We start from the raw sequence: 23,752 nt of genomic DNA on the forward strand, positions 1-23,752 counted from the left end.
GCTGCACAGGCTGAAAAGAACGAGCATTTAAGGTATAATCTGTGTGGGTTCCACATCGCCCGATTCCGGCAGCATATTCGGCTCAGGCGACACGTCTTTGGGCTTTTCTGCCGGAAGGTCTGGCACCACACCTGCATCAGCCAGAGGGTCACTCCCTTGCGATATATCCTTGGGCGCAACCGTGGGGGCTGCTTCGGGAACCGCAGTAGACTGAGTCTGCTGCGCCTGATCGATCACAATATTCGCCAATCCGACGAGCAGTATCATAACCGCCAACCCAGCAAAGCCCACCTGCAAACGCTGAACAGATTGCTTGCGCGAGATATCGAGAGGGGCAGCATTGCGCGCCCCTTTCGAATCCAGTCCGGGCATATTGTTAGGATTTGTAGCCATCTGTTCCAGATTAGCGTGTGAAGATTAACGCAGCCAGTCGAAAACCGGCAGCCCTTTCGATTCCAGCCATTCCCGATTGTAGAGCGAGGACAGGTAACGGAAACCCGTATCGCACAGGATCGTGGCGACACGTGCATTCGGACCCAGTTTCTTGCCCAGTTCCACCGCGCCTGCGACATTGATCCCGGATGACAGGCCAAGGCACAGGCCTTCTTCGCGCAGCAGGCGAGCGACCCATATCAGGCCTTCCTCGTCCGAAATGCGAAATTGCGTGTCAATTGGTGCACCTTCCAGATTGGCGGTGATCCGGCCCTGCCCGATCCCTTCTGCCACAGAAGAGCCTTCCGCCTTCAATTCGCCATTGGCGTAATAATTATAAAGCGCTGCGCCATAAGGATCGGTCAAAGCGATGGTGATGTTTTCATCAAACGCCTTCAGTCCAAGGCCCACGCCAGCAACGGTGCCGCCCGTGCCAGCGGCGCAGGTAAACCCGTCAACCCGCCCTTCAAGCTGCTCCCAGATTTCAGGGGCTGTGCTTTCAATATGGGCTTTGCGGTTGGCAGTATTGTCAAACTGATTGGCCCAGACCGCGCCTTCGGTTTCTTCTGCGAGACGGCGCGATGTGTGAACGAAATGGCCGGGGTTCTTGTATGGCGCAGCAGGCACCAGAACCAGTTCAGCGCCCAATGCGCGCAGCGTATCCATCTTTTCGCGCGATTGCGTTTCAGGCATCACGATGATGGATTTGTAACCCAGCGCATTGGCGACCAGCGCAATCCCGATCCCGGTATTGCCCGCAGTGCCTTCAACCACTGTGCCGCCGGGCTTCAGCGCCCCGCGTGCTTCGGCATCCCGAATGATCCACAGGGCCGCACGGTCTTTAACCGAGGCCCCGGGATTGGCGAATTCGCATTTGCCATAAATTTCGCAACCGGCTGCTTCACTGGGACCTTTCAAAAGCACCAATGGTGTGTTGCCGATCAGTTTGAGCGTGTCATGTAATGCAGGAAGAACAGTCATGCCCTATGAGTTAGGGTGTCCTTCCTGCTTAGGCAACGCAGTAACGCTTGGGCCTCAAGAAATCAGTCTTCTTCAGAGATCGTAACACGCAGGCCATCCAGATCATCGGTCAGCTTGATCTGGCAGGACAAGCGTGAGCTTTCATCACGATGATCAGAACTGTCGAGCAGATCATTTTCATCTTCAGACATGGCAGGGAGCTTGTCCTTGAAGGCCGGGTCAACATGCACATGGCAGGTTGCGCAAGAGCAGCAACCACCGCACAAGGCGAGCAATTCATCAAAACCATTGTCCCGAATGGCTTCCATCACGGTGAGGCCGGAATCAGCTTCAACTGCGCGTTCTTCACCATCACGATTGACGACGATCAGTTTGGGCATTGCGGTCGGTTCCCTGTATTGGCAAGCGGCTGGTCTGCCGCAATTGGGGGCAGCTAGGGCAATTGGCCGGGTTTTGGCAAGATGCCGCAAAGGAGTATGCGCGCTATGGGACTTAAAATCGCACAAATCCGCAAAAGTCTGGACGCGATTGCGGCCCGTGAACCCTCCATTGCTACAGCACTGCAACAAACCGGCTATCCGGAAGAGCGCATTCGCCCAACCGGTTATCGCACCTTGTTGCGCACCATTGTCGGCCAGCAGGTCAGCGTAGCCTCCGCCGCCAGCGTGTGGAACAAGCTCGAAGTACTGCTTGGCGAAGACATGCTGCCGGAGGAATTGCTGGCGCAGGATTTCGATGCCTTGCGCGCCTGTGGTCTGTCCCGCCAGAAACAGGGCTATGCCCGCAGCCTGTGCGAATTGGTGGTGAGCGGTGAACTCGATCTCGATGATCTGCCGCAGGATGATGAAGAGGCCATCGCAGAGCTTATCAAGATCAAGGGGATAGGCCGCTGGTCCGCTGAAATTTACCTGCTTTTTGCCGAAGGGCGGCCCGATATCTGGCCAGCAGGAGATCTTGCGGTGCAGATCGGTATTGGCAAACTTCTCGGCCTGCCAGAACGGCCGAGCGAAAAAGAAACCCGCGCGCTGGCAGAGAGCTGGCGGCCCCATCGTGGTGCGCTGGCGATCTTCACCTGGCATTGTTATAACAATCCCGCGCTCTGATACCGATATTCTTGTGCCGCCCCCTTTCACGGAAGGGTGATCGTCTCCAGATAAAGCTCCCAATCACTACCCAAGGGAGACTTCATGAACGCCCCGGCCAAGCTCGACACCATTCCCCTGATCCCCCGCGATTCGCTCTATGGCAATCCGACCCGCGCAGGAGGGCAGATCAGCCCCGACGGAAAATGGATCAGTTGGATGGCCCCCGATCAGGGCGTGATGAATGTCTGGATCGCCCCGGCGGATGATCTCTCGGCGGAAAAGCTGATGACCCACGCGACCGAGCGGCCCATTCCGCAATATTTCTGGTCTCCGGATTCACAGAGCCTCCTCTATGTGCAGGACAAAGGCGGGGATGAGAATTTCCTCCTCTATGGCATCGACATAGCCAGCGGGGAGGAGCGCAATCTGACGCCTTTCGAAAATACCCGCGTGCAGATCATGGGCACATCCGAAACGATCCGCGATTCCATTCTGGTCGGCCTCAACAATCGCGATGCGCGGCTGCATGATGTCCACCGGCTCAACCTCCATACCGGCGAATTGACGCTGGTCATGGAAAATCCGGGCTTCGTATCCTTCCTTGCAGATGACAGCCTGACACTGCGTTGGGCTATGCGCCCCAATGCCAGCGGGGGGATGGATTTCTTCGAGATTACGAACGGCACAACCATTGCCGAAACGCCGAGCGAAACCACCGCACTGGAAGATGCCCTCACCACCAGCCCGGCAGGCTACACGGTGGATGGCAAGACGCTTTACTGGATCGACAGCCGTGGGCGCAACACCGCGGCGCTGATTGCACAGGACAGCGAAACGGGTGAAAAGCGCATCATTGCAGAGAATGACAAGGCCGATATTGGCGGCACCCTGGCGCATCCCAAAACCGGTGAAGTGCAGGCCTATTCGGTCAATTATCTTGTCAATGAATGGGTCGTGCTGGATTCAGACATAAAGGCCTCACTCGATTGGCTTGGTGAACAGCTTGAAGGCGAATTTGGCATTTCATCTCGCACGGACGACGATGACCGCTGGATCGTGTGGAATGACCCACTGGTCGCGCCCAGCCGTTCTTACCTCTATGACCGCAATGCACAGACACTGACATTGCTCTACACCACAAGGCCCGAACTGGAAGGCGCACCGCTCCGGCCGATGCATCCGCTGGAAATCACTGCGCGCGATGGGCTGGTGCTGCCAAGCTACCTCACCCTGCCGCCAGGCACTGACCCGCAAAACACTGGAACGCCTCACGATCCCGTGCCGATGGTTCTGCTGGTCCATGGCGGCCCTTGGGCACGCGACAATTATGGTTTCAACCGGGCACATCAATGGCTCGCCAATCGGGGCTATGCGGTACTCTCCGTTAATTATCGTGGTTCGACCGGCTTCGGGAAGGATTTCATCACCGCTGCCAATCTCGAATGGGCGGGCAAGATGCATGACGATCTGATCGATGCGGTCGATTATGCGGTGGAACGCGGCATTGCCGATAAGGACAAGGTCGCCATCATGGGCGGTTCTTACGGTGGCTATGCAACGCTGGTAGGCCTCACCCAAACGGGTGATCGCTTTGCTTGCGGGGTGGACATTGTCGGCCCGTCCAACCTTGAGACGCTGCTGGAAACGATCCCGCCCTATTGGGAACCGATGATCGCCCAGTTTCATGAACGCATGGGCAATCCCAACACGGATGACGGCAAGGCACTGCTGAAAGAGCGTTCACCGCTCTATAAGGCAAGCGAGATCACCAAGCCGCTGCTGATCGGCCAGGGTGCCAATGATCCGCGCGTCAAGCAGTCCGAAAGCGATCAGATTGTCGATGCGATGAAACAAGCCGGCGTGCCGGTCACCTATGTGTTGTTCCCCGATGAAGGCCATGGCTTTGCCCGGCCTGAAAACAACATCGCATTCAACGCCATTGCGGAAAACTTCCTCGCTCATTGCCTTGGTGGCCGCGCTGAGGCGATGGGGGAGACTGTTGCCGCCTCCACCGCCAAAATCGTGACCGGCAAGGAATTGGTGCGCTGATTCAATAAGCGTTGATCGCTTTGGCCATGGTGACATCACGCTCTGATAATCCATCCGCATCATGGGTGGTGAGCGTGATGTCCACCCGGTTATAGACATTGGACCATTCCGGGTGGTGGTCCATTTTGTCCGCCAGCAAGGCGACGCGGGTCATGAATCCGAAAGCCTCGTTAAAATCGGCGAATTGGAAGCTGCGGCTGATGGCCTTGCTGTCATCACGCAGGGTCCATTTGCCAAGCTCGGCCAATGCCTGTGCGCGTTCGCTATCGGTCAAAGCTGAAATACCCATGGCTTCTTTCTCCTGAACTTGTCGCTGGTGATCCTTTGGCCTAACGCTTGGGCTTATGGAAGAGTGCCGCCTTACTGGTGATGATATAGCCTGTTTACGCGGCGAACGATTGCTGTTCCGCCGCCTGTCACTGGCGCTTTCCTCCGGCGAAGCGCTTCATCTTGCCGGGCCAAACGGCATCGGCAAATCCAGCCTGATCCGCATTCTTGCCGGATTGCGCCGCCCCTATGCCGGAGTGATTAACCGCATGGGCGCTATAGGCCTGCTGGATGAACGCCCCGTACTCGATGAACATCTGCCCTTGGGCAAGGCCCTCGATTTCTGGAGCCGGATTGATGCCAGCGCGCAAAGCCATTGGGAGCAGCTAGGGCTTGAACCGCTTGCCGATGTCCCTGTGCGCTATCTTTCCACCGGGCAACGCAAACGGGCCGCCCTTGCCCGCCTTGCCGGACAGGGCGCGCCGATCTGGCTGCTCGACGAACCGCTGAACGGTTTGGACAGCGATGCCGTTGCAACATGTGAAAGCATGGTAGCACAACACTGCGCCAGCGGAGGCATTGCCATTATCGCCTCACATCAGCCCTTTGCCATGCCCGGCCTTACAAAACTGATGCTGGGCGAATACGCCGCATGAGCGCAGTTCTGGCCCTGCTCAAGCGCGATCTGGCGCTGTTGACGCCCGGTGCCCATGGCGGTGGAGGGAGACGCGGCGGCACCATGCTTCCGCTGCTGTTCTTCCTTGCCGTGGCTATGCTCTATCCCTTTGCCGTGGGTCCGGATGCGCCCTTGCTCGCCCGGACAGGCGGCGGCGTGATCTGGGTCGCGGCACTCCTCGCCGCCATCCTCCCGCTCGACCGGCTGCTTGCCCCCGATGTGGAGCAGGGCTTCTTTGACCAATGGGCCTTGCGCGGCATTTCCGAAGAGCTGGTGGTGGCCGTGCGGATGATCGCCCATTGGCTGAGCTTCGGCCCGCCGCTGATGCTCGCCACCCTCCCGGCTGCTGCCCTGCTCGGCATTGACGGGGCCACTTTACGCATAGTGGAGCTGGGCCTGCTCGCCGGAACGCCCGGCCTTGCCGCGATCGGCATCATCATTGCCGCGCTCACCGTTTCGCTGCGATCGGGCGCAGCCCTGTCCGGCCTGCTGGTGATCCCGCTCGCCGTGCCGCTGCTCATTTTCGGTGCCGGAAGCCTCTCCACCGGAGGCGAAGGCGGCCTTGCCCTGACCGCAGCCATCAGCCTCGCCCTGATAGCCGCCGCCCCCTTCGCAGGCGGAGCCGCGATCAGAGCAGCGCGTGAGGGGTGAGATTACTTGTTGGCACGTTGGCACGCTTTGCGCAGCAGTAGTTCGATCAAACTTCGAAAAAGTCTTCGTCCAGGCGCTTAACTTGAACAATACGGCTCACTCGCACGCCGACTCCAAATTCGATCATCAACTCAGTCAAACGCTGGCCATCGATCAGAATGATCCGCTGCTGAAGTGCATTCGCATAATCTTTGGCATGCCTGCTAAAAGTCGATGTGGTGACAAACACGCCTTTAGAGGCCCCCAAGCCTACCAGACTGCCGACAAAGCCCTGTATTTCAGGCCGTCCGATCAAATTTTCGGCAGCATAGCGCTTTGCTTGAACATATATACGATCAAGCCCCAAACGATCTTCGTCAATGACTCCATCTACACCGCCATCGCCCGACTTGCCTAAACCACGCGCAGCATTTTCATGAGTGCCGCCGTAGCCCATCGCCACGAGCAATTCGACGATAATGCGTTCAAAAAATGCCGGAGTCTGATCAAGAATACGATTGAGCAAATCGCTTCTGAGCGTGTTGTTGAGCACTCTATGAGCACTATCAATCTGCTCTTCGGGAGTTGAGGTATCCGCTATGAGATCTTCACTTTCTTCAGCATCACTCTCATCTGGCCGTTTCATTTTTGCTTCAAACTCAGCATATGCTGGGTATGCCTTCAACAAGTCGACGTTAATTTCCGACGGTTGGCGATCCAGCAAATTGCGACCTTCAGCAGAAGCTAAAAACACGCCTCTTCTTGGACTGTCGATAAGCCCGGCCTTTGACATGTAAAATTTGGCCCAATGTATCCGATTGTGTAATAATCGCTGGGTGCCGCTCGGAAGCAATTCTTCGCGTTCTTCTTCGCTTAGGCCGAGATCATCAGCGATTTTTTCCGCAGCTATCGGAACTCGCGTTTCTCCAACTGCCGCTATTTTTAGCAGAGGCAGCATAAGCTGCTGATAGTTTGGTATGGCCATATCAAACTTATATCGACCCCGTCACCGCGCACAAATGCAAACACACCGCATCATGCAGTGTGTTTGTAGATACTTTAGAGATCAACTCACACCCCGTAAGGCGGCTTGTGCAGGCCCTTGGGGCTTTCGGTGAAAATTTCGCGCCCGGTTTCTGTGATGCCGATCGAGTGCTCGAACTGCGCGGTGAGCGATTTGTCGCGGGTTACGGCAGTCCAGCCGTCGTTGAGCATTTTCACGCCCGGTTTGCCGAGGTTGATCATTGGTTCGATGGTGAAGAACATGCCCGGTTTAAGCTCCGGCCCGGTTCCTGCACGGCCTGCGTGGACCACTTCGGGGGAATCGTGAAACAGGCGGCCAAGGCCATGGCCGCAGAACTCACGCACCACGCCATAACGATGGCTCTCGGCGTGTTTCTGGATCGCGGCGGAAATGTCACCAAGGCGGATGCCCGGCCGGGCCATATCCACACCGATCATCAGGCATTCATAGGTCACATCGATCAGCCGCTTGGCCTTGATCGAGGCTTCGCCTGCCACATACATGCGGCTCGTGTCGCCATGCCAGCCATCAAGCAGCGGGGTCACGTCGATATTGAGAATATCGCCTTCCTTGATGATCTTGCTCGACGGAATGCCGTGGCAGACCACATGGTTCAAGGAAATGCAGCAACTATGCGTATAGCCGCGATAGCCAAGCGTGGCCGGAACCGCGCCTGCATCCAGCGTCATCTCCCGCACGGCATCATCAAGCTGGGCGGTGGTGACGCCCGGCTGCACCATCGGGGCTAGCGCATCGAGGATTTCTGCGGCAAGACGGCCCGCCTTGCGCATCCCTTCGAAGCCTTCCGGCCCATGCAGTTTGATTGTGCCGTCCCGGAGGACAGTTTCGGTTCCATCGACATGCTGATATTCGGTCATGGAAACCCATGTAGCGATGGAACCGACAAATTGCGAGGCGTCACTTCTTCGCGCTGAAACTTGCGCGATATTGTGGCTTCACCGTTGCGATCACGTCCTTCGTCACAGGCAGAGTGACTTCATAAGAGCCTTCTGCATAAGGTCCGGCATTATAGGCGGGGACCAGAAAGCCGATCCGGTCAAAGCTCTTCCCGTTGGAGGAGCCGAGGATAACTGTCGAATTGTCCACCGGGTCAATGCAGGATGTGAACGGATCTGCTTCATCGCGCTTCACGATTTCACCGCGCTTTTTAGACCGGGACTTGTCCAGTTGATCGCAGAACGCATCTTTCACTACATTCGCAAGCGCTGGGCCGGATATGAAGACATCCATGGTGTTCAGCGCTTTTTCCGCCTTCTTGTCCCACAGGAGACTATCAAAGACGGTCATGCCATGGGCACCGCCCGTATAGCTGTAATTGGTAGAAGAAAGGCTGAGCCAATCGGGCAAATCAGTCACCACGCTCCATTCCACAACATTGCTGTAGGCGCGATAGGGATAATTATCTTTCTTGGCTGAAGCCTGCCCTTCCGTGGCCGACTTTTCCAATTCCTGGCCAGCTTCATCAAGACGCCGATCCAGCAATTTGGATAGTTTGGGAATGGCAGCCGCCTTGCCCGGATAGCTATATTCAAACTGCATCAGATCCGTATCGACCTTGACCGAACGGCCTTTGACGTCGCTGATAGATGCACTGGCCGAAGATCCATCAGCAGAAGCCGTCGCACTTGCGCTGGAACTGGCGCCAGCTTCCGCATTGGCTACAGCGTCATCGGCCTTGTTCGCACCAGCCGAACAGGCTGACAGTAATGCAGCCATTGCAAAAACCGAAACAAGTCGCTTCATGAACCATTCCCTTCTACACCGGCCTTTACACACCATATGGTGACCGGCTTGATACATTTGATATAGACAGATTGACCCAACGACCATGAACGCAGAATTGATCCAGACTGATCGCGGGCAGGATGCGATCGCCCTCCACCTTATCAATGCAGACGGCTTCGATAGTTTTATCAAAAAGCTGAATGCAGCACAGCGCGCAGCACTTAACGCACAAAAGTTCAGCGGCAAAGGCTATGAAACCGCCATTGTCCCTGAAGGTGATAGCTGGTTCGCCGTGGGCGGTGTGGCCAACCCTGCCAGCCTTTCAAGCTGGTGCATGGCGAAACTGGCTGAAGTTCTGCCTGCTGGCACCTATCGTCTGGCGTCGGGCGAACCCGGCCCGTCGCTCCATGGATGGCAGACGGCGCAATATCGCTTCACCCGCTATAAGGAGAGCGACGATGCGGAAGGCCCGCGCATTCTGCTGACCAAGGATGTGAAAGCCATCGCCCCTGCCATCGCTGAAGCGCAGGCGGTGTACCTCGTGCGCGATATGGTGAACACGCCAGCCGAAGACATGGGGCCAGCCGCGCTTGAAGAACAGGCCGAAACTCTCGCCCAAAAGCATGGCGCTGCGCTCAAAGTCACCCGCGGTGATGCGCTGGAGCAGGAATATCCGATGGTTCACGCGGTGGGCCGCGCGGCGACCCGCAAACATGACCCGCGCATGATTGAGCTGACATGGGGCAAGGAAAATGCCCCCCGCCTCGCCATTGTGGGCAAAGGTGTTTGCTTTGATTCCGGCGGTCTGGATGTGAAATCTTCTTCCGGTATGCTGATCATGAAAAAGGATATGGGCGGTGCAGCCCATGCCCTCGCTCTGGCTGGCCTGATCATGCAATCGGGCCTTAACGTGCAGCTCCATTGCTGCGTACCTGCGGTGGAAAATGCCATTGCCGGAAACGCCTTCCGCCCCGGCGACGTATTGCGCAGCCGCAAGGGGTTGAGCGTTGAAATCGGCAACACCGATGCAGAAGGTCGTCTGATCCTTGGCGATGCTCTGGCGCGCGCTTCGGAAGAAAAGCCTGAACTGATTATCGATTTTGCCACCCTCACCGGTGCGGCGCGGGTTGCGCTGGGGCCTGACCTTCCTGCCCTGTTTGCCCGGAAAGATGAAACAGCAGATGCGCTGATCGCCAGTGGCCGGGCACATGACGATGCAGTGTGGCGCTTGCCATTGCATGATGCCTATTCCGAATGGCTCCAATCCGATATGGCCGACACCAACAATGCCCATGGCAATTCCTTCGCCGGGGCAAGCGTGGCCGGGCTTTTCCTCGATAAATTCGTTGGCGAAGGCATCGATTGGGCACATTTTGATACCTATGCCTGGCGTCCGGCCGCCAAACCCGGCAGACCGAAGGGCGGCGAAGCGCTGGGCCTGCGGGCCGCCTGGCACATGCTCCAATCACGGTTTGGGTGAATGCAACTTGCTGGAAAGCGAGCGCCATAACTTGCCCCCGCGCCGCAGGAACGCTAAGCGGCGCGCTTTCCTATAACTCCGGCACGAGACCAAGCGGTGAGCCAAAGCGATAAAGACATTACGGCACAGCACCTTCCCAAGGGGCCTTTTATCCTTGCCGGAGCTGTGCCCAAGCCTGATCCGCAAAGCCTGCCCTTGCGCGGTGATCTGGCGCATATCGCACTCGCCGGGCGTTATTTTGTGCCGCATTATGCGGTGCCACAACCCCGCATAGTCATGCCCGGCGGCGCACGCCTGATGTCAGCCCCGTCTGATACTGCCAGTGAAATCTGCACCCTGATGGAAGGGGACAGTTTCGAACTGCTCGACATTTCTGCTGGTTGGGGTTGGGGTTGCCTAGGCCCGCAAGGGCCGGTCGGTTATGTTCATCTTGATCATTTGGAGCCTCTTTCCTGATGGCACAAACAGTGTTTATCGACGGTGGTGCTGGCACGACCGGTCTTGAAATTGCCGAACGGCTCGGCAACCGCAGCGAATTCGAGCTGATGATTCTCGATGATACGCAGCGCAAAGACCCGCAAGCCCGCCGAGATGCACTGAACGCTGCTGATTTCGCCATTTTGTGCCTGCCCGACGATGCAGCGCGTGAAGCAGTGGCGATGATTGACAATGATACCACCCGTGTAATTGACGCATCCTCGGCCCATCGCGTGGCGAGTGGGTGGACCTATGGCTTCCCGGAACTGGTCGGCCATCAAGCTGTCGCCAATGCCATGCGTGTGTCCAATCCGGGATGTTACCCCACCGGTTTCCTCGCGCTTATCGCCCCCTTGGTGCGCGAAGGCCTATTGCCGGAAGACTGGCCTTACACAATCAATGCCGTGTCAGGTTATTCCGGCGGCGGAAAAGCGATGATCGCGCAATTCGAAGCCGACCAGGACATTGCCTTTCGCACCTATGGCCTGTCTCTCGATCATAAGCACCTGCCCGAAATGCAGCGCCATGCTGGCCTCACCCACGCCCCCATTTTTGCGCCATCCGTGATTCCGGCCATGCGCGGAATGCTGGTGGAAGTGCCGCTTCCGCTGGAAGCCATGCGCGCGGCAGCAACACCCGATGCGCTGCGCGAATCACTCAAAACCTTCTATGCAGGCAGCCCAATCGTCCAGATGGGCGCTACACCGGAAAATGGTGCATTATTATTACGTCGCTCGTTTGACGCCTCAGACCGGGTGGAGCTGCATGTGTTTGCTGATAAATCAGGCAGTCAGGCGCGCCTGGTCGCCCTGCTCGACAATCTCGGCAAAGGGGCCAGCGGTGCAGCAGTTCAGTCACTGAACATCATGGCAGGTGTGGAAGAGACAAAGGGCCTACGCCTGTAGCTGCTCAAATTTACAGCATGAGCGTGCCAGAATTTTAGGCAACTTTCGGCGATTTTTGGCGCAGGATTCTTAGCCAAAATCGCCGCTTCGCTTCACTTTACTTACGAATCCGCCCTTCCCCCGGAGCGCCGCATTGGCTAGACCTTGCGCGAGCGCCTTGGCACGAATCTTGAAGTGATTCACTTTGAGATGAGTTCGGGGATGTATTTCGGACCGGCGAACCACAACGAACTATTGCGCCGGAAATTCGTTCAGAGGTTACGTGAAAAAGATCGAAGCTATTATCAAGCCGTTCAAGCTCGATGAAGTTAAGGAAGCGCTCCATGAAGTGGGCGTGTCCGGCATCACCGTGACCGAGGCCAAAGGCTTTGGCCGACAGAAAGGCCATACCGAACTCTATCGCGGTGCCGAATATGTCGTCGATTTCCTGCCCAAGGTGAAACTGGAAGTCGTCGTGTCAGACGAAATCGCTGAACGTGTGGTGGAAGCCATTGCTGCTGCTGCCCAGACCGGACGCATCGGCGATGGCAAAATTTTCGTCACCAACATTGAATCCGCGTTGCGCATTCGCACCGGTGAAAAGAACAACGACGCGATTTGATCGCGTTCCCTATTGCTCGCAATGACAACCGCCGAGGTCATCATTGCGGCCCTTTCCAACATTCCATTCTAAGGAAGGAAGATTATGGCCACTGCATCTGAAATCATTAAACGGATCAAGGATGAGGAGATCGAATGGGTAGATCTTCGCTTCACCGATCCCAAGGGCAAATGGCAGCACCTTTCGATGGTCGCCAGCGCTCTCGGCGAAGACGAGCTTGAAGAAGGCCTCATGTTTGACGGCTCTTCTATCGCTGGTTGGAAGACGATCAACGAATCCGACATGATCCTCAAGCCTGACCTTGAAGAAGTCTATATGGACCCCTTCAGCGCCACGCCGATGATGGTTGTGTTCTGCGACATCGTTGAACCTTCGACCGGTGAACTCTATTCGCGCGATCCGCGTTCAACCGCCAAGCGCGCTGAAGCCTACCTCAAGACCACCGGCATCGGTGATACTGTCTATGTCGGCCCTGAAGCTGAATTCTTCATGTTCGACGATGTGCGCTTCCATGACAGCTACAGCGGTTCGGGTTTCGAACTCGACGACGTTGAACTGCCGACCAATACCAACAAGCAGTATGACACCGGCAATATGGGCCACCGCCCCGGCGTCAAGGGCGGCTATTTCCCGGTTGCACCTGTCGATTCCGCCGTGGATATTCGCGCCGAAATGGTCGAAACCATGCTCGAACTCGGCCTGCCTTGCGACAAGCATCACCACGAAGTGGCCGCTGCTCAGCACGAACTCGGCCTGACCTTCGGCACGCTGACGCAGACTGCTGACCGTATGCAGATCTATAAGTATGTCGTGCATCAGGTTGCCCATGCCTATGGCAAGACCGCAACCTTCATGCCCAAGCCCATCAAGGATGATAATGGCTCGGGTATGCACACGCATATTTCGATCTGGGAAAAGGGCAAGCCAACCTTCGCAGGTAACGGCTATGCTGGCCTCAGCGAAAACTGCCTGTATTTCATCGGCGGCGTTATCAAGCACGCCAAGGCGCTGAACGCTTTCACCAACCCGACCACCAACAGCTACAAGCGTCTGGTACCGGGCTTCGAAGCGCCGGTTCTGCTGGCCTATTCGGCTCGCAACCGTTCTGCTTCTTGCCGTATCCCTTACGGCACGGGTGAAAAAGCCAAGCGCGTGGAATTCCGTTTCCCCGATGCCATGGCGAACCCATACCTTGCCTATTCGGCTCTGTTGATGGCTGGCCTTGAAGGCATCCAGCAGAAGATCCATCCGGGTGATGCGATGGATAAGAACCTCTATGATCTGCCACCAGCAGAACTCGCCAAGGTTCCAACCGTTGCCGGATCGCTGCGTGAAGCTCTGCTCGCGCTCGAAGCCGATCACGAATTCCTGCTTGCTGGCGATGTGTTCAGCAAGGAACAGATCGATGCCTATATGGAACTGAAGTGGGAAGATGTAATCCGCTTCGAAACCACACCATCGGCTGTTGAATTCGACATGTATTACAGCGCCTGATCTTTTGAGATTATCGCTTTGAAAAGGGGCGTTCGGGTCAAACCGGGCGCCCCTTTTTCGTGCGCTCAGCCCACACATTGCGAAAGAAAACACTTTCCTACAGGAATTGCCTGAAGCTAGCCCTGATCACTCCTTCACTGGACGGAGACCGGCCATGCACTTCCCCCAATTGCTTCCCACCCTCACCGACATCATCGGCAGGCCTCTCAAGCCTGATGAAATGCAGCGTATCGAAGCAGCGCTTAGCCCTCCCCGCCCGATGCGGGTCAGCAGCGCAGGCATAGCACTCATCAAGCAGTTTGAAGGTTGCGCCAGACGCCGGGATGACGGGCTTATTGAAGCCTATCCTGATCCCGGCACGGGTGGTGCCCCCTGGACGATCGGCTGGGGTGCAACCGGTTCTGGCATTGGCCCCGGTACATTGTGGACGCAAAGCCAGTGCGATGAGCGGCTATCTTGCGACCTTGTTCGCTATGCAGAGGAAGTCAGTACAGCGCTTGGCGATGCCCCGACGAGCCAGGCACAATTCGATGCACTGATATCGTTTCACTACAACACAGGTGCTATTTCGCGCGCGACACTCACCCGCAAACATCGCACAGGAGACTACGCAGGCGCAGCAGCAGAATTTGCTCGCTGGACGCGCGCTGGCGGCAAGGTTCTGAAAGGGCTGGAGAAACGGCGCGCTGCTGAAGCAAAACTCTATCGTGGTGAGATGCATTAAACTTACGAAAGGAGAGAAAATTACTGCCTAAATAATGTTCAGAGTGGCTGAAAAGCGACAGATTTTAACTTTTGCGATCTATCCTCACTCTGCTGGAACATAGGCCGCAGTTGAACGGTTAACGGACATGAAAGGGAGTTTATTCATGCGCAACAGCTTCACAGGTGCGGTTTTGATCGCATTGATGGGAAGTGCTGCGCTGCATGCTGCGCCAACGCCCCAACCGCTGGAAAGTGATGGTGTTGGTTTCGTTGACACCCTTGGCCCCAGTGCTTTGAAAGACCTTAAAGGACGGCCACGGCAAAAAGCAGACGTGCTTGGAATTGCCCCGAAACCCGTGACTGGGCAGCAGGCGCCCGATGACACATCAAACAGTCGCACCATTGTTCAGAGCGATGAGGCTAATGGCGCAAGCAATACCGGTGGGGCCCAAACTGCCTCTGCCTCGCTCGACAAGCGTGACCTTACTCCGGCCAAACTGTCCGTTGATATTCCAGCCCATGATGACGCGCCCGATCAGGCAGAGGCCAAGCCCTCTCCACCCGGCACGCAAACTTCCCGATTTCGGGAACCTGCAGCGTCGCTCCCACGCCGCCATGTCGGAGCGAATGAAGAGAAGCCAGCCGGTAAAGACGGGGATCGTCGCTATTATACACGTATCGGTTTCACCACGGCAATCAGCAAGGGGAATGCGCCGTCTGCATTGATCCCCGGATGCCCGCAAGCCCTGTCTCAATCTGCTGAAGCCTGTCAGATCGAAAAAAATCAGGCCCCGGCACCTTATCGCTTTCTCTCTCCACACCCAGACTGGTGGGGGTTAAACACCTCAAAAACAGGCCGTTTTTTCTACGAAAAAGGGTATCTGGTCAAAGTTTCCGCCAACAATCAAATCAATGGCTATTTCCCGCTTCCGGGAGGGGCTTTGTCCCCCGGTCATCTATGGCCGCGCCAACTCAAATCCGGCAATCTGCCTGACTATTACCGCGCTTACTTCAATCTTGGCAGTTCCGACGGATATCGCCTGATCGATCACATCATCTACCGGATTGACCCGGAAAATCAGCTCATCACATCGATCGCCGCATTGATAACAGGCAGTGATTTCATCGTCGGTCAGCCGCTGCCTTCGGGCTATGATATTTACAACATTCCTTATGCCTATCGCGCGAAATACCCTGATAGTGACCAGGCACATTATCGGTATAGCGATGGCTACATCTATCAGGTTGACCCAAAAACCCGCCGCATCACATCTGCAATCGAACTGATTCCGTCCTGACCCAAGTGAGGTACCCACCCATGCGCGGCTCGAAATGTCTATGCCTCGCTCTTTTTGCATCTCTTTCACTCTGCGGTTGCAGCGGCAAGAGTTCTGAGGAGACACAAACGAAAGCTGCCAACGTCTCAGAGGAGACAATGGCCGCACAGATTGCCGATGCCCCTGGCCTCACTATTCTCGCCACCGAAGTTGAAGATGACGGCCTTGCGCCTATCTTCGATAGCATCGCATCCTATACGCTGCTTGCTCCGCGCGATGAGGCCTTCAGCAAATTGGGTAAGGCCGGCGGATTGTTGCAACAGGACAATCAACGCCCCGCGATGATGGCCATCCTGCGTGACCATATCCTGCCCGGATATTTTTCACTCGAAGATATAAAAAATGCCATCGAAAATTCTGGTGGTAAGCCAGTATCCATGCGGACCATGGGCGGCCATTACGTCACCTTCTCCAAACAGGGTGAAACATTCACCGCCACCGCAGCAGATGGCACCAGCGCTCATATCGCAGGGCCCGCTATTATGGCGAGCAATGGGGTAATCCTCCCCATCGACGGCATTTTGAAAGATATGACACCAAGCGACTGATCCTGCACGGGCAATATGCGCCACAAGGCTCGTCAATAATCCTTGCTGACTTCTGCGGACACACCCTCGCGGCCGATCGACGATATCGACGCCAGCAGTGAAAGCCAGCTTGTCACCCTGAATTCTACCGTAGACGCATTATAGCCACGCCCGTCGGTGATGATTTCAGTGTAGAAGCGCCGTCCGAAATTCTTACCCAGCGCCACCGCTGTTTCCCGGTCCAGCGTCGGATCAGCGGCAACGATGCGCAAACGATCAAGCCCAATCGCACTGCGCAGGCTGTTAATCGGGTCCAGACCGCCGCCACTGCGCAACGCTGCCAGTGCAGCGCCCAACTGGATTGCATCGGTCGCGGAAAGGTCTGTGATAGAACCACCAAACAACAGCCGCGCCAAAATTTCCTCCTCGGGCAGAGAAGGCGTGGATTGGAAGGATACAGTCGGCTGTTCACCGCTGCCGGTCACGCGGACAGTCACATCGAGATTGGCTACATCGGAGGATGTCGCGGTGATATCAAGACGCGGGTCAATCGGGCCATTTACATCGAAATCAATCTGGCCGCGCGTCAGATCAAACTGCGTGCTGGCGAAACTGTAGAAGCCCTGTCGTGGTATCACACTGGCCGTGCCGCCAATCCTCGGATCGTCCGTCGTGCCGCGCAACTGTAAATCTGCGCTCCATTCGCTATCCAGCCCCATGCCGCGAACCTTCACATTGTCTTTGGCCTTAGCATCGATGAGGTAGCGCCATGGCTCGCCGGGCGTATCGGCCGGAGCAATATCGGCTGGCAGATTAATTTCGCGGATCTGGATATCGGGCAGATTATTTTCAGCCTCTGCTCTGCCAAGCGTCCACTCTGCCGCGTTGATCTGCAGACGGCCAGCGATGGTTCCACCACTCCCGTTAGACATGATCCGTATTGGTCCGGTAACCGTAGCCCCCATGCCTTTGCGCTTCACCACCTGCGCGCGCTTGGCAGACAGTCTCAAATCAATCACCGGACCACGGTTCTTGCCGAGCCCGGCCAGATCGACAAAGCCGCTGCCCGCTATCGTTCCGCCATTTGCGGTTGTGCCAGCCAGAGTGGTCATATTGAGACGCGAACCACGGAACGTGCCACGTGCGCGCAGATTGGTTACATCACTTCCGGTAATCGCGCTGGTGAGGTGCAGATTGTCAGCCTGAAGAGAGCCGCGCACTTGCGGATTCTTCAAGCTCCCGCCTACATCCGCTGCGGCACGCATTGGACCTGTAATGTCAAAAACTTCAATCGAAAGCAGCCGCCACAGGGATTCGGCCGGTCCGGCATAACGCAATTGCGCCAGCAGATTGCCTGCCTGCAAACGTTCGATCAGATTGCCATCAGCAGGCAAATTGGCAATCCGTCCCTGCAAACGCCCCTTGGTTGCGGTGCCATCATTGATGACCGCCCGGGTTTGCAACAATGTTGGCGACAGATCCAGGACCAGCGCCAGATTGATGGGCCGTGATGACATGGTGAGGCCTGCACGGGTCAGCCCCTTCACCATCAGCCGCGCCTTGCCAGTTGGCACATGCTCTTCGCTGCTCTTGATATCAATCGCGCCGGATACACTTCCGCCCAATCGTGTATCATCGGCCACTGCATCGATCAGGGACAATGGCATGTTGGCCAGTTTGACAGATGCTTCAGTTGGACGTTCCCCGCCGAAATTCCCTTCTACAATCACAAAGCCGCTGCCAAAGGAGAGCTGGCTCTTCTGCAGAGTCCAGCCACCATCTTCACGCTTGCTCAGGACGGCGCGGCGCGGCGTATCAATCGCCTGAGTGCCATAAGCACCCTTGGCTGCCACAATCACCTGATCGGGCGTCACCTTGCCTTGCATCTGCAATTCGAAACGGCTTCCGCGCCGCCCGGTCAATTGTGCATCGAACAGGCCCGTGCCATCTTGCACCCGTGCCTGGGCAGCGAGGCTGCCGATGAACATGGAGCCGTAAGACAGGCCGCGCGCGCGGATCGAACCGTTAATTGTCGTCGCACCTTCTTTAAGAAGAGCACTGGCTGTTATCGTTGCCCGGCGGATCGCGACAGGGGTTGGCCCGGCAAACACGGCATTATTGGCCGCCAAATTCACCTCGACACCCTGCCCGCCATCACGCGGAGAGAACGCCACGCGCCCATCCAGACCACCACCTGAAAGCGTCAGTGTACCCAGAACCCCTTCATTTTGCAGCGTCACCCCGCCGGTGAGCGAGGTTTTCCAGATATCAAAATGCTGCACATCAATATGCGTTGGCTCACCGGTGGGCATGGTCAATTGCAATGCCCCGTTGAATGGCCCCAGGCGTGAGTTGCCTTCGGTTTCAATCGCATATCCGTCTCCCGACGGGGTCAGTGCTACACGCACATCCTTCAACCCGGCAGCAGGCATCGGGTCTTTCAGCACCAGCACCGCACGCGGTCCATCAGCGTTCAACTCCGCTTCAATGGTGAAAGGTCCGTATTTTGTGTGGCGACCAGTCCCAGCCAGCGTTGCGTCATTGCCACCCATCCGGCCATTGAGATCGAGTTGCAGCTTACTTGCACGCAATTTGAAATTATCGACCTCCACCCGGCCGGTGTTGCTCAGCCCCAATCCACCATTAAAGCGAATATTGGTGCCCGCGATGTCTGCCAGCGTTCCGTTGGTTACGCGTGGCATCCGCCCGGTGACATTGGCTCTCAGCGTCCATGGCCCATCATTGAGACGGAAACGAAACTTCGCCCCGAGATCGAGCGTGCCAATATTGTCCAGTACAAAGCCGCGCGCTTCCACCGGGCCAGAAACTTCGACATTGGACTTGGCCAGATCAGCTTTGAGAGCCAGCGTGGCTTTCAGATTGTCAAATGTAACTGGCAGACTGCTTGCCGTCAGCATATCGCCCTTGAGTTGAAGCAGACCTGTTGCTCGGCCATTTGTCAGCCGCGGATCAATGGTTTTATTGCCCGTGACGATCCGTTTGATCCTCAGATCCAGCGGCGCGCTCCAGCGGGTGCCATCATAGCGCGCAACCCCGTTCTGGGTGATGCCTTTGATATGGGTCTTGCCCAGATCAATCTCACCAATCCGCAATTGATGCTGCACTGACAGATTATCGAATGCACCGTTCATTGTCGCATTCAGTTCAGCATTACCAATTTTTGTGCTGCCCCCCATTAATGAGGGGTCAGCCAGCTTCGCCTTGATAGAAAAATCGTGGAATATCTTATCGTTCAGATCAACCGCACCGCCCGTATCCAGTGTCAGTGCCTTGCTCCGCAATGCCAGATTACCTGCCAGAGTGCTTTGCTTCAGCGTTCCAACAGCGCCCACTGACACCAGATCACCCAGCGCCTTGCCAGCAAGGCCCTTCACTCGCCCTTCAGGCCGGATCTGGCCTGCAATGGTATATTGGCCGTTGCTATTATGCAGTGCCAACGCCACCAGGCGCTTCTCTTCCTGTTTTGCTAGAATGGCCCCGTCCCATTGCTTCCACGTGCCATCCCCGCGAATATCAATCATGAAGCCTTTGGTAGAATTGGATAAATTCGCAATCAGCCCGTCAGCCGGCGCATCAATATTGACGTCGGCTTTGAAGATGTCGCGGTCAGGCTGTGCATGAATCAATGCGGCCAGATGGTCTCCACCGCCGAGGGAGCCATTGGCTTTGAAATAGACCAATCCATCACGGATATTGGTTTTAGCCCTTAGGTTGACCGTCCGCTCATCCCCGGCCACGCCCTTATCCACATGCAGATTATCAACCACGAACTGATCGACCCGAATATCGAAATCGGGCAAAATGGGCGCATCAGGATTGCCGGGCACAAATTGCGGCACGGCATGAAGCGTACCATCATGGGCGATCAGATGGCGAATATCGAGGCCGATGAGCGGGAATTTATAAGGCCGCCAGTTCAGTTCGACCTCAGGAATTTCCAGGAAGAGTTTGTTATTCTTATCAAAAAAACGCACATCTTTGAGCGTGCTGCCCCATAAGACAGAACCATCGATTTCGCCCACCTCCACTTTCAAACCCGATGCGGGCGCGTAGGATGAAAGCTGATCGACAATAAATTGCCGACCCGGTGGTGTGTGCAGGAAAATTACTGCCAGAGCGACAATTCCCAGCAGGGCGAAAACCACCCGCGCGCTCCAGCGCAGAACAAACCGAATGGGCCCACGGCGGCGCTTTACCGGCTCGGCAGTGCCTGTCTCATCCGGAGCCTGCACTTCTCCTTCGTTCATCAGAAGGCCTGCCCAAGCGCGACATACACACCGACGGGCGCATCGCTAGGTTCTGGATTGAGCGGCACCCCAAAATCGACCCTGATCGGGCCAAAACTGGTGTGATAACGGATACCAATGCCAGCGCCGAATTTGATATCATCAAATTCCGGGGTAGAACTGCGATCAACTGCCCCGGCATCAATAAACGGCACGATGGAAACGGCACCATCCATAAAGCCGGTTCGGATACGCGCTTCCATCGAAAGCTCTGTCAGAGAACGCCCGCCTGCGGCTTCGCCTGCCGCATTGCGCGGGCCAATAGCCTGATAGCCATAACCGCGAACGGAACCGCCACCACCAGCATACAGGCGGCGCGACGGGGCGATCTTGTCGAGCGATGCCCCTGGAATGAAACCAAACCTCACACGACCTGCCAAAACCACACTGCCGGTTATGCGTTTGTAATAGCTCGCGTCAAACTGGTTGCGGGAATAGAAACTTTGCGCACCATGGGTGCGGGATACTTCCGGTGAAATCCGGGCTGCAAGGCGGAAACCGCGATCCGGATCAAGCAGATCATTGGATGTGTCCATCTGACCATACAGCGGCACAGCGGCGATGTAATAGGTTTCACGCGGCAGCTTGATCTCATCGGTTGATGATTCACGCTCCTGCGTACCAATCAACTGCAACCCTATGGAATAGCTGAATTTTTTCTGGAACAGGATTGTGCTAACCCGTTCAAAAGTCCCCTGAATCGTCGCGGTACGCGCATAATAGGCATCGCGGTTCACGGTGGTGGCATAGGCATCCAATGTCAGGATACGATCACGCCCGGTCACGTTATTGCGGCGGAAGGTCACACCCAGGAGCTGTTCCTGCGTGCCGCCAATTCCGCGCACCTTGAACATGCCTTCAGGTGGAAAGAGATTGCGATGTTCCCAGCTTGCTTCGATCCTTGCGCCTTCACCCGTGCCATAACCAATGGAGCCTGCAACAGTGCGTAGCGGCGCCTTGGTCATCGATACAGCAAGGTCCACCGTGCCTGGCTGATCCCCTTGTGGTGGCGACGTTTCGACTTTCTTGATATCGATGGTGGAGACAAGGCCAGTTGCCTGAATAGCGCTGCGCAAATCTTCCTGATCGCTGGTCTGATACAGATCGCCGGCATTAAATCGGGCAATCTTTTCAAGATGCGTGCCGGACATGAAATCGGGCATGTCGCTGGTCACATGGCCGAAGACATATTTGCCCTTGGGTTCTACCGGAACGGTCAGATCACCTTGTTCCCGTTCATGGTCGATCAGAAGTTCCGGAGCCCCGACATCCGCAAAGGCATAGCCAGATTCGCCAAGCGCCGTGCCAAGGTTTGCCACCTCATCCACGATCTTGTCCTGCAATACAGGATCACCCGGCTCAATCGCAAACTTGCTCCGCAATGTTTTGTAATCGCTGCCGGTTTGTTCAAGCTGGGCCAGGTCAATCGTACCATAAACATATTGCTTGCCCGGTATGATATTGAAACGAACACTGGGATCAGCGGTCTGCCCCCCAGCCGCACCATCACCAGCCGTGCTCATAACCTGCGCATTGTAATAGCCATAGATGCGCAACAAGCGCTGCAACATCTCTTCATCCTTATTGGCTTGTGCGGCGAGCTTTCCGACACTGTCTCCATCATCAAGGTCGACAATAGTGGAGAGGGATTTGAAGCGGGAAACAAACGCATTCTTCTCGGGGAATGCCTCTTTGTCATTCGTCAGAAAGGCAAGAGTCAGCTCGTTGGAAATCTTCTCAATATCGCGCGAGCGGGGAGTTGGAGAATTGCGTTCCAGTTCAACGAACTGAATGTCCGTGTCAGGCGCCAATGGCGCGATCATCACCGGCTCATTCTCGTCTGGCCATTCCACCGTGACGAGCGGCATATTATCCAGTGGCGTCTCCTGGTCCAGCTCGGTCAGATTATCAACAGATGGCGGATTTGGCACTTGTGCAGGCACAGTCACATCTGCGGCTGCGCCATCGGGTGTTGCAGGCACTATACTGGGAGTAACCTGCTGATCAGATGGCACGCCCTGCTGCGCCCAGCCGTCAGGATTGGCCACCGCTGAATCCGGAATCAAATCTTCCAGACTTTGCGCATGGACCACCGCCGGCAGCATCATCCCTCCAGCCGAAGCAAGAAGGAAAAGTGTGGAGCGATAGACCGGCGTATCAGGAAATTTTATACTGGCTCTGGCCACCGGGGGTGCCGTCCTTGCTACCGCCGCTGATTGCGGGGGCTTTGTCTTGATTGCTGGAAAGCGCAGTAGCGATAAGCTCAGACTGCTCTTCCTCGCCAAACCGCTGCCAGCCTTCTCCCCCGAGTTTTTCCAGCGGCCGATAGCGGATTTTATATTGCATCTGGCGTGAACCTTCGACCCAATATCCAAGATACACGTAATCAAGCCCATCGGCAGCAGCGCGATGAATATGATCAAGGATGATATAATTCCCAAGCCCTTTGCGATCCTGCAGTTCCGGGTCGTAGAAACTGTAGATCATCGACAATCCATCACTTTGCCGATCTGTCAGGCAAGCGCCAACCAGACGCCCTGCCCCACCTAAACCGTCAGGTTCCCGATATTCTGTCACACAGGTCGAAACAGGCGTGTGTTCCACCATGTCAGCGAAATCCATCTCGTCCATCGCGGCCATCCCTCCGTCGGGGTGACGCTTGGAAAGATAGTTCCGCAGCAATTCGAATTGTTCGCTGGTGGCCCAAGGGCGGCATTCGCTGACGATAAGATCGCTGTTACGACGAAAATCACGGCGCTGCGTGGACGAAGGTCTAAATTCCCCTGCCACAACCCGTACCGAAATACAGGCTTGGCAATTCTGGCAACTTGGGCGGTAGGCAACCATTTGGCTCCGGCGAAATCCGATGCGCCCCAAAGCCTCATTCAACTGTTCCGCATGGGGACCTTTGAGTTCGGTAAAAACCTTCCGCTCAACCCTGTTCGCCAGATACGGGCATGGCGCCGAACTGGTGACGAAGAAACGCGGAAAGCTCGTCGGGGCCGTCACGGTTTTGGCGGTCCTCTCCA

At 56.2% G+C, this 23,752-nt stretch carries 22 protein-coding genes; 12 read left to right on the forward strand and 10 right to left on the reverse strand.

Going from position 1 to position 23,752, the window contains the following annotated elements; translation table 11 throughout:
• Positions 1 to 27 precede the first annotated feature (27 nt).
• The 3 genes from GRI39_RS06450 to GRI39_RS06460 all read right to left on the reverse strand — a co-directional run bounded on the left by GRI39_RS06450 (position 28) and on the right by GRI39_RS06460 (position 1,793).
• On the reverse strand, positions 28 to 393 hold the full coding sequence (locus GRI39_RS06450; protein ID WP_160738883.1) for a hypothetical protein: 366 nt from the start codon (positions 391 to 393) through the stop codon (positions 28 to 30).
• 24 nt (positions 394 to 417) lie between these two features.
• Positions 418 to 1,413 carry a cysteine synthase A gene (locus GRI39_RS06455; RefSeq protein ID WP_160738884.1) on the reverse strand — a complete coding sequence of 332 codons (996 nt, stop codon included), beginning with the start codon at positions 1,411 to 1,413 and terminating at the stop codon, positions 418 to 420.
• Positions 1,414 to 1,475: 62 nt separating this feature from the next.
• On the reverse strand, positions 1,476 to 1,793 hold the full coding sequence (locus GRI39_RS06460; RefSeq protein WP_160738885.1) for a 2Fe-2S iron-sulfur cluster-binding protein: 318 nt from the start codon (positions 1,791 to 1,793) through the stop codon (positions 1,476 to 1,478).
• 105 nt (positions 1,794 to 1,898) lie between these two features.
• Between GRI39_RS06460 and GRI39_RS06465 the strand changes: the two genes are divergently transcribed.
• Both GRI39_RS06465 and GRI39_RS06470 read left to right on the forward strand, forming a co-directional pair.
• Complete coding sequence (locus tag GRI39_RS06465) at positions 1,899 to 2,516, forward strand: DNA-3-methyladenine glycosylase family protein (RefSeq protein WP_160738886.1); 618 nt, start codon at positions 1,899 to 1,901, stop codon at positions 2,514 to 2,516.
• A gap of 84 nt (positions 2,517 to 2,600) precedes the next feature.
• Entirely contained in the window at positions 2,601 to 4,547 is a 1,947-nt protein-coding gene (locus tag GRI39_RS06470) for a S9 family peptidase (RefSeq protein WP_160738887.1), read from the forward strand.
• A 1-nt stretch (position 4,548) separates the two neighbouring features.
• Here the strand turns inward: GRI39_RS06470 and GRI39_RS06475 are convergent, their stop codons facing one another.
• A complete protein-coding gene (locus GRI39_RS06475; protein WP_343033314.1) occupies positions 4,549 to 4,893 on the reverse strand; it encodes a 4a-hydroxytetrahydrobiopterin dehydratase in 345 nt (114 codons plus the stop codon).
• Between GRI39_RS06475 and ccmA the strand changes: the two genes are divergently transcribed.
• Both ccmA and GRI39_RS06485 read left to right on the forward strand, forming a co-directional pair.
• Positions 4,892 to 5,470, forward strand: a complete 579-nt coding sequence (gene ccmA / locus GRI39_RS06480) for a heme ABC exporter ATP-binding protein CcmA (protein WP_160738889.1) — start codon at positions 4,892 to 4,894, stop codon at positions 5,468 to 5,470. The two genes, GRI39_RS06475 and ccmA, sit on opposite strands and share 2 nt — an antisense overlap.
• Complete coding sequence (locus GRI39_RS06485; protein ID WP_160738890.1) at positions 5,467 to 6,141, forward strand: heme exporter protein CcmB; 675 nt, start codon at positions 5,467 to 5,469, stop codon at positions 6,139 to 6,141. The genes ccmA and GRI39_RS06485 overlap by 4 nt, the downstream gene beginning before the upstream one ends.
• 46 nt (positions 6,142 to 6,187) lie before the next feature.
• On the opposite strand, the gene GRI39_RS06490 is transcribed toward GRI39_RS06485, so the two are convergent.
• From GRI39_RS06490 to GRI39_RS06500, 3 genes are all read right to left on the reverse strand, one after another.
• Entirely contained in the window at positions 6,188 to 7,105 is a 918-nt protein-coding gene (locus tag GRI39_RS06490) for a restriction endonuclease (RefSeq protein ID WP_160738891.1), read from the reverse strand.
• 86 nt (positions 7,106 to 7,191) lie between these two features.
• A complete protein-coding gene (map, locus tag GRI39_RS06495) occupies positions 7,192 to 8,022 on the reverse strand; it encodes a type I methionyl aminopeptidase (protein ID WP_160738892.1) in 831 nt (276 codons plus the stop codon).
• A gap of 40 nt (positions 8,023 to 8,062) precedes the next feature.
• Positions 8,063 to 8,908, reverse strand: coding sequence for a DUF4163 domain-containing protein (locus GRI39_RS06500; protein WP_160738893.1), 846 nt, complete (start codon positions 8,906 to 8,908; stop codon positions 8,063 to 8,065).
• An 85-nt stretch (positions 8,909 to 8,993) separates the two neighbouring features.
• Between GRI39_RS06500 and GRI39_RS06505 the strand changes: the two genes are divergently transcribed.
• The 8 genes from GRI39_RS06505 to GRI39_RS06540 all read left to right on the forward strand — a co-directional run bounded on the left by GRI39_RS06505 (position 8,994) and on the right by GRI39_RS06540 (position 16,437).
• The gene (locus GRI39_RS06505; protein ID WP_160738894.1) at positions 8,994 to 10,370 is read left to right on the forward strand and encodes a leucyl aminopeptidase family protein; all 1,377 of its coding nucleotides are present in this window, start codon (positions 8,994 to 8,996) and stop codon (positions 10,368 to 10,370) included.
• Between the two features lie 96 nt (positions 10,371 to 10,466).
• Positions 10,467 to 10,826: a hypothetical protein gene (locus GRI39_RS06510; protein ID WP_343033304.1), complete on the forward strand. Its 360-nt coding sequence runs from the start codon at positions 10,467 to 10,469 to the stop codon at positions 10,824 to 10,826.
• Positions 10,826 to 11,752 carry an N-acetyl-gamma-glutamyl-phosphate reductase gene (argC, locus tag GRI39_RS06515; RefSeq protein WP_160738895.1) on the forward strand — a complete coding sequence of 309 codons (927 nt, stop codon included), beginning with the start codon at positions 10,826 to 10,828 and terminating at the stop codon, positions 11,750 to 11,752. The genes GRI39_RS06510 and argC overlap by 1 nt, the downstream gene beginning before the upstream one ends.
• 262 nt (positions 11,753 to 12,014) lie before the next feature.
• A complete protein-coding gene (locus tag GRI39_RS06520) occupies positions 12,015 to 12,353 on the forward strand; it encodes a P-II family nitrogen regulator (RefSeq protein WP_160738896.1) in 339 nt (112 codons plus the stop codon).
• An 84-nt stretch (positions 12,354 to 12,437) separates the two neighbouring features.
• Positions 12,438 to 13,847, forward strand: coding sequence for a type I glutamate--ammonia ligase (gene glnA, locus GRI39_RS06525; protein ID WP_160738897.1), 1,410 nt, complete (start codon positions 12,438 to 12,440; stop codon positions 13,845 to 13,847).
• A gap of 154 nt (positions 13,848 to 14,001) precedes the next feature.
• Positions 14,002 to 14,571 carry a lysozyme gene (locus tag GRI39_RS06530; RefSeq protein WP_160738898.1) on the forward strand — a complete coding sequence of 190 codons (570 nt, stop codon included), beginning with the start codon at positions 14,002 to 14,004 and terminating at the stop codon, positions 14,569 to 14,571.
• A 145-nt stretch (positions 14,572 to 14,716) separates the two neighbouring features.
• Positions 14,717 to 15,850, forward strand: a complete 1,134-nt coding sequence (locus GRI39_RS06535; RefSeq protein ID WP_160738899.1) for a hypothetical protein — start codon at positions 14,717 to 14,719, stop codon at positions 15,848 to 15,850.
• Between the two features lie 137 nt (positions 15,851 to 15,987).
• Positions 15,988 to 16,437, forward strand: coding sequence for a fasciclin domain-containing protein (locus GRI39_RS06540; protein ID WP_160738900.1), 450 nt, complete (start codon positions 15,988 to 15,990; stop codon positions 16,435 to 16,437).
• A gap of 32 nt (positions 16,438 to 16,469) precedes the next feature.
• Here GRI39_RS06540 and GRI39_RS06545 read toward each other — a convergent pair whose 3' ends face one another.
• The 3 genes from GRI39_RS06545 to GRI39_RS06555 are packed head-to-tail and all read right to left on the reverse strand — an operon-like array spanning position 16,470 to position 23,732.
• Positions 16,470 to 20,684 (reverse strand): translocation/assembly module TamB domain-containing protein, encoded by a 4,215-nt coding sequence (locus GRI39_RS06545; RefSeq protein ID WP_160738901.1) that lies wholly within the window; start codon positions 20,682 to 20,684, stop codon positions 16,470 to 16,472.
• Positions 20,684 to 22,909 carry an autotransporter assembly complex protein TamA gene (locus tag GRI39_RS06550; protein WP_343033305.1) on the reverse strand — a complete coding sequence of 742 codons (2,226 nt, stop codon included), beginning with the start codon at positions 22,907 to 22,909 and terminating at the stop codon, positions 20,684 to 20,686. The genes GRI39_RS06545 and GRI39_RS06550 overlap by 1 nt, the downstream gene beginning before the upstream one ends.
• Positions 22,881 to 23,732: an arginyltransferase gene (locus GRI39_RS06555; protein ID WP_160738902.1), complete on the reverse strand. Its 852-nt coding sequence runs from the start codon at positions 23,730 to 23,732 to the stop codon at positions 22,881 to 22,883. Before GRI39_RS06555 ends, GRI39_RS06550 begins: the two co-directional genes overlap by 29 nt.
• Between the last annotated feature and the right edge of the window lie 20 nt (positions 23,733 to 23,752).

It is taken from the genome of Altericroceibacterium indicum (assembly GCF_009828105.1).
GTDB classification, from domain to species: Bacteria; Pseudomonadota; Alphaproteobacteria; order Sphingomonadales; family Sphingomonadaceae; genus Altericroceibacterium; species Altericroceibacterium indicum.

Coding starts and splice junctions, on each gene's coding strand:
- GRI39_RS06450 (WP_160738883.1), bottom strand. CDS start 393: ATGGCTACAAATCCTAACAATATGCCCGGACTGGATTCGAAAGGGGCG.
- GRI39_RS06455 (WP_160738884.1), bottom strand. CDS start 1,413: ATGACTGTTCTTCCTGCATTACATGACACGCTCAAACTGATCGGCAAC.
- GRI39_RS06460 (WP_160738885.1), bottom strand. CDS start 1,793: ATGCCCAAACTGATCGTCGTCAATCGTGATGGTGAAGAACGCGCAGTT.
- GRI39_RS06465 (WP_160738886.1), top strand. CDS start 1,899: ATGGGACTTAAAATCGCACAAATCCGCAAAAGTCTGGACGCGATTGCG.
- GRI39_RS06470 (WP_160738887.1), top strand. CDS start 2,601: ATGAACGCCCCGGCCAAGCTCGACACCATTCCCCTGATCCCCCGCGAT.
- ccmA (WP_160738889.1), top strand. CDS start 4,892: ATGGAAGAGTGCCGCCTTACTGGTGATGATATAGCCTGTTTACGCGGC.
- GRI39_RS06485 (WP_160738890.1), top strand. CDS start 5,467: ATGAGCGCAGTTCTGGCCCTGCTCAAGCGCGATCTGGCGCTGTTGACG.
- GRI39_RS06490 (WP_160738891.1), bottom strand. CDS start 7,105: ATGGCCATACCAAACTATCAGCAGCTTATGCTGCCTCTGCTAAAAATA.
- map (WP_160738892.1), bottom strand. CDS start 8,022: ATGACCGAATATCAGCATGTCGATGGAACCGAAACTGTCCTCCGGGAC.
- GRI39_RS06500 (WP_160738893.1), bottom strand. CDS start 8,908: ATGAAGCGACTTGTTTCGGTTTTTGCAATGGCTGCATTACTGTCAGCC.
- GRI39_RS06505 (WP_160738894.1), top strand. CDS start 8,994: ATGAACGCAGAATTGATCCAGACTGATCGCGGGCAGGATGCGATCGCC.
- argC (WP_160738895.1), top strand. CDS start 10,826: ATGGCACAAACAGTGTTTATCGACGGTGGTGCTGGCACGACCGGTCTT.
- glnA (WP_160738897.1), top strand. CDS start 12,438: ATGGCCACTGCATCTGAAATCATTAAACGGATCAAGGATGAGGAGATC.
- GRI39_RS06530 (WP_160738898.1), top strand. CDS start 14,002: ATGCACTTCCCCCAATTGCTTCCCACCCTCACCGACATCATCGGCAGG.
- GRI39_RS06535 (WP_160738899.1), top strand. CDS start 14,717: ATGCGCAACAGCTTCACAGGTGCGGTTTTGATCGCATTGATGGGAAGT.
- GRI39_RS06540 (WP_160738900.1), top strand. CDS start 15,988: ATGGCCGCACAGATTGCCGATGCCCCTGGCCTCACTATTCTCGCCACC.
- GRI39_RS06545 (WP_160738901.1), bottom strand. CDS start 20,684: ATGAACGAAGGAGAAGTGCAGGCTCCGGATGAGACAGGCACTGCCGAG.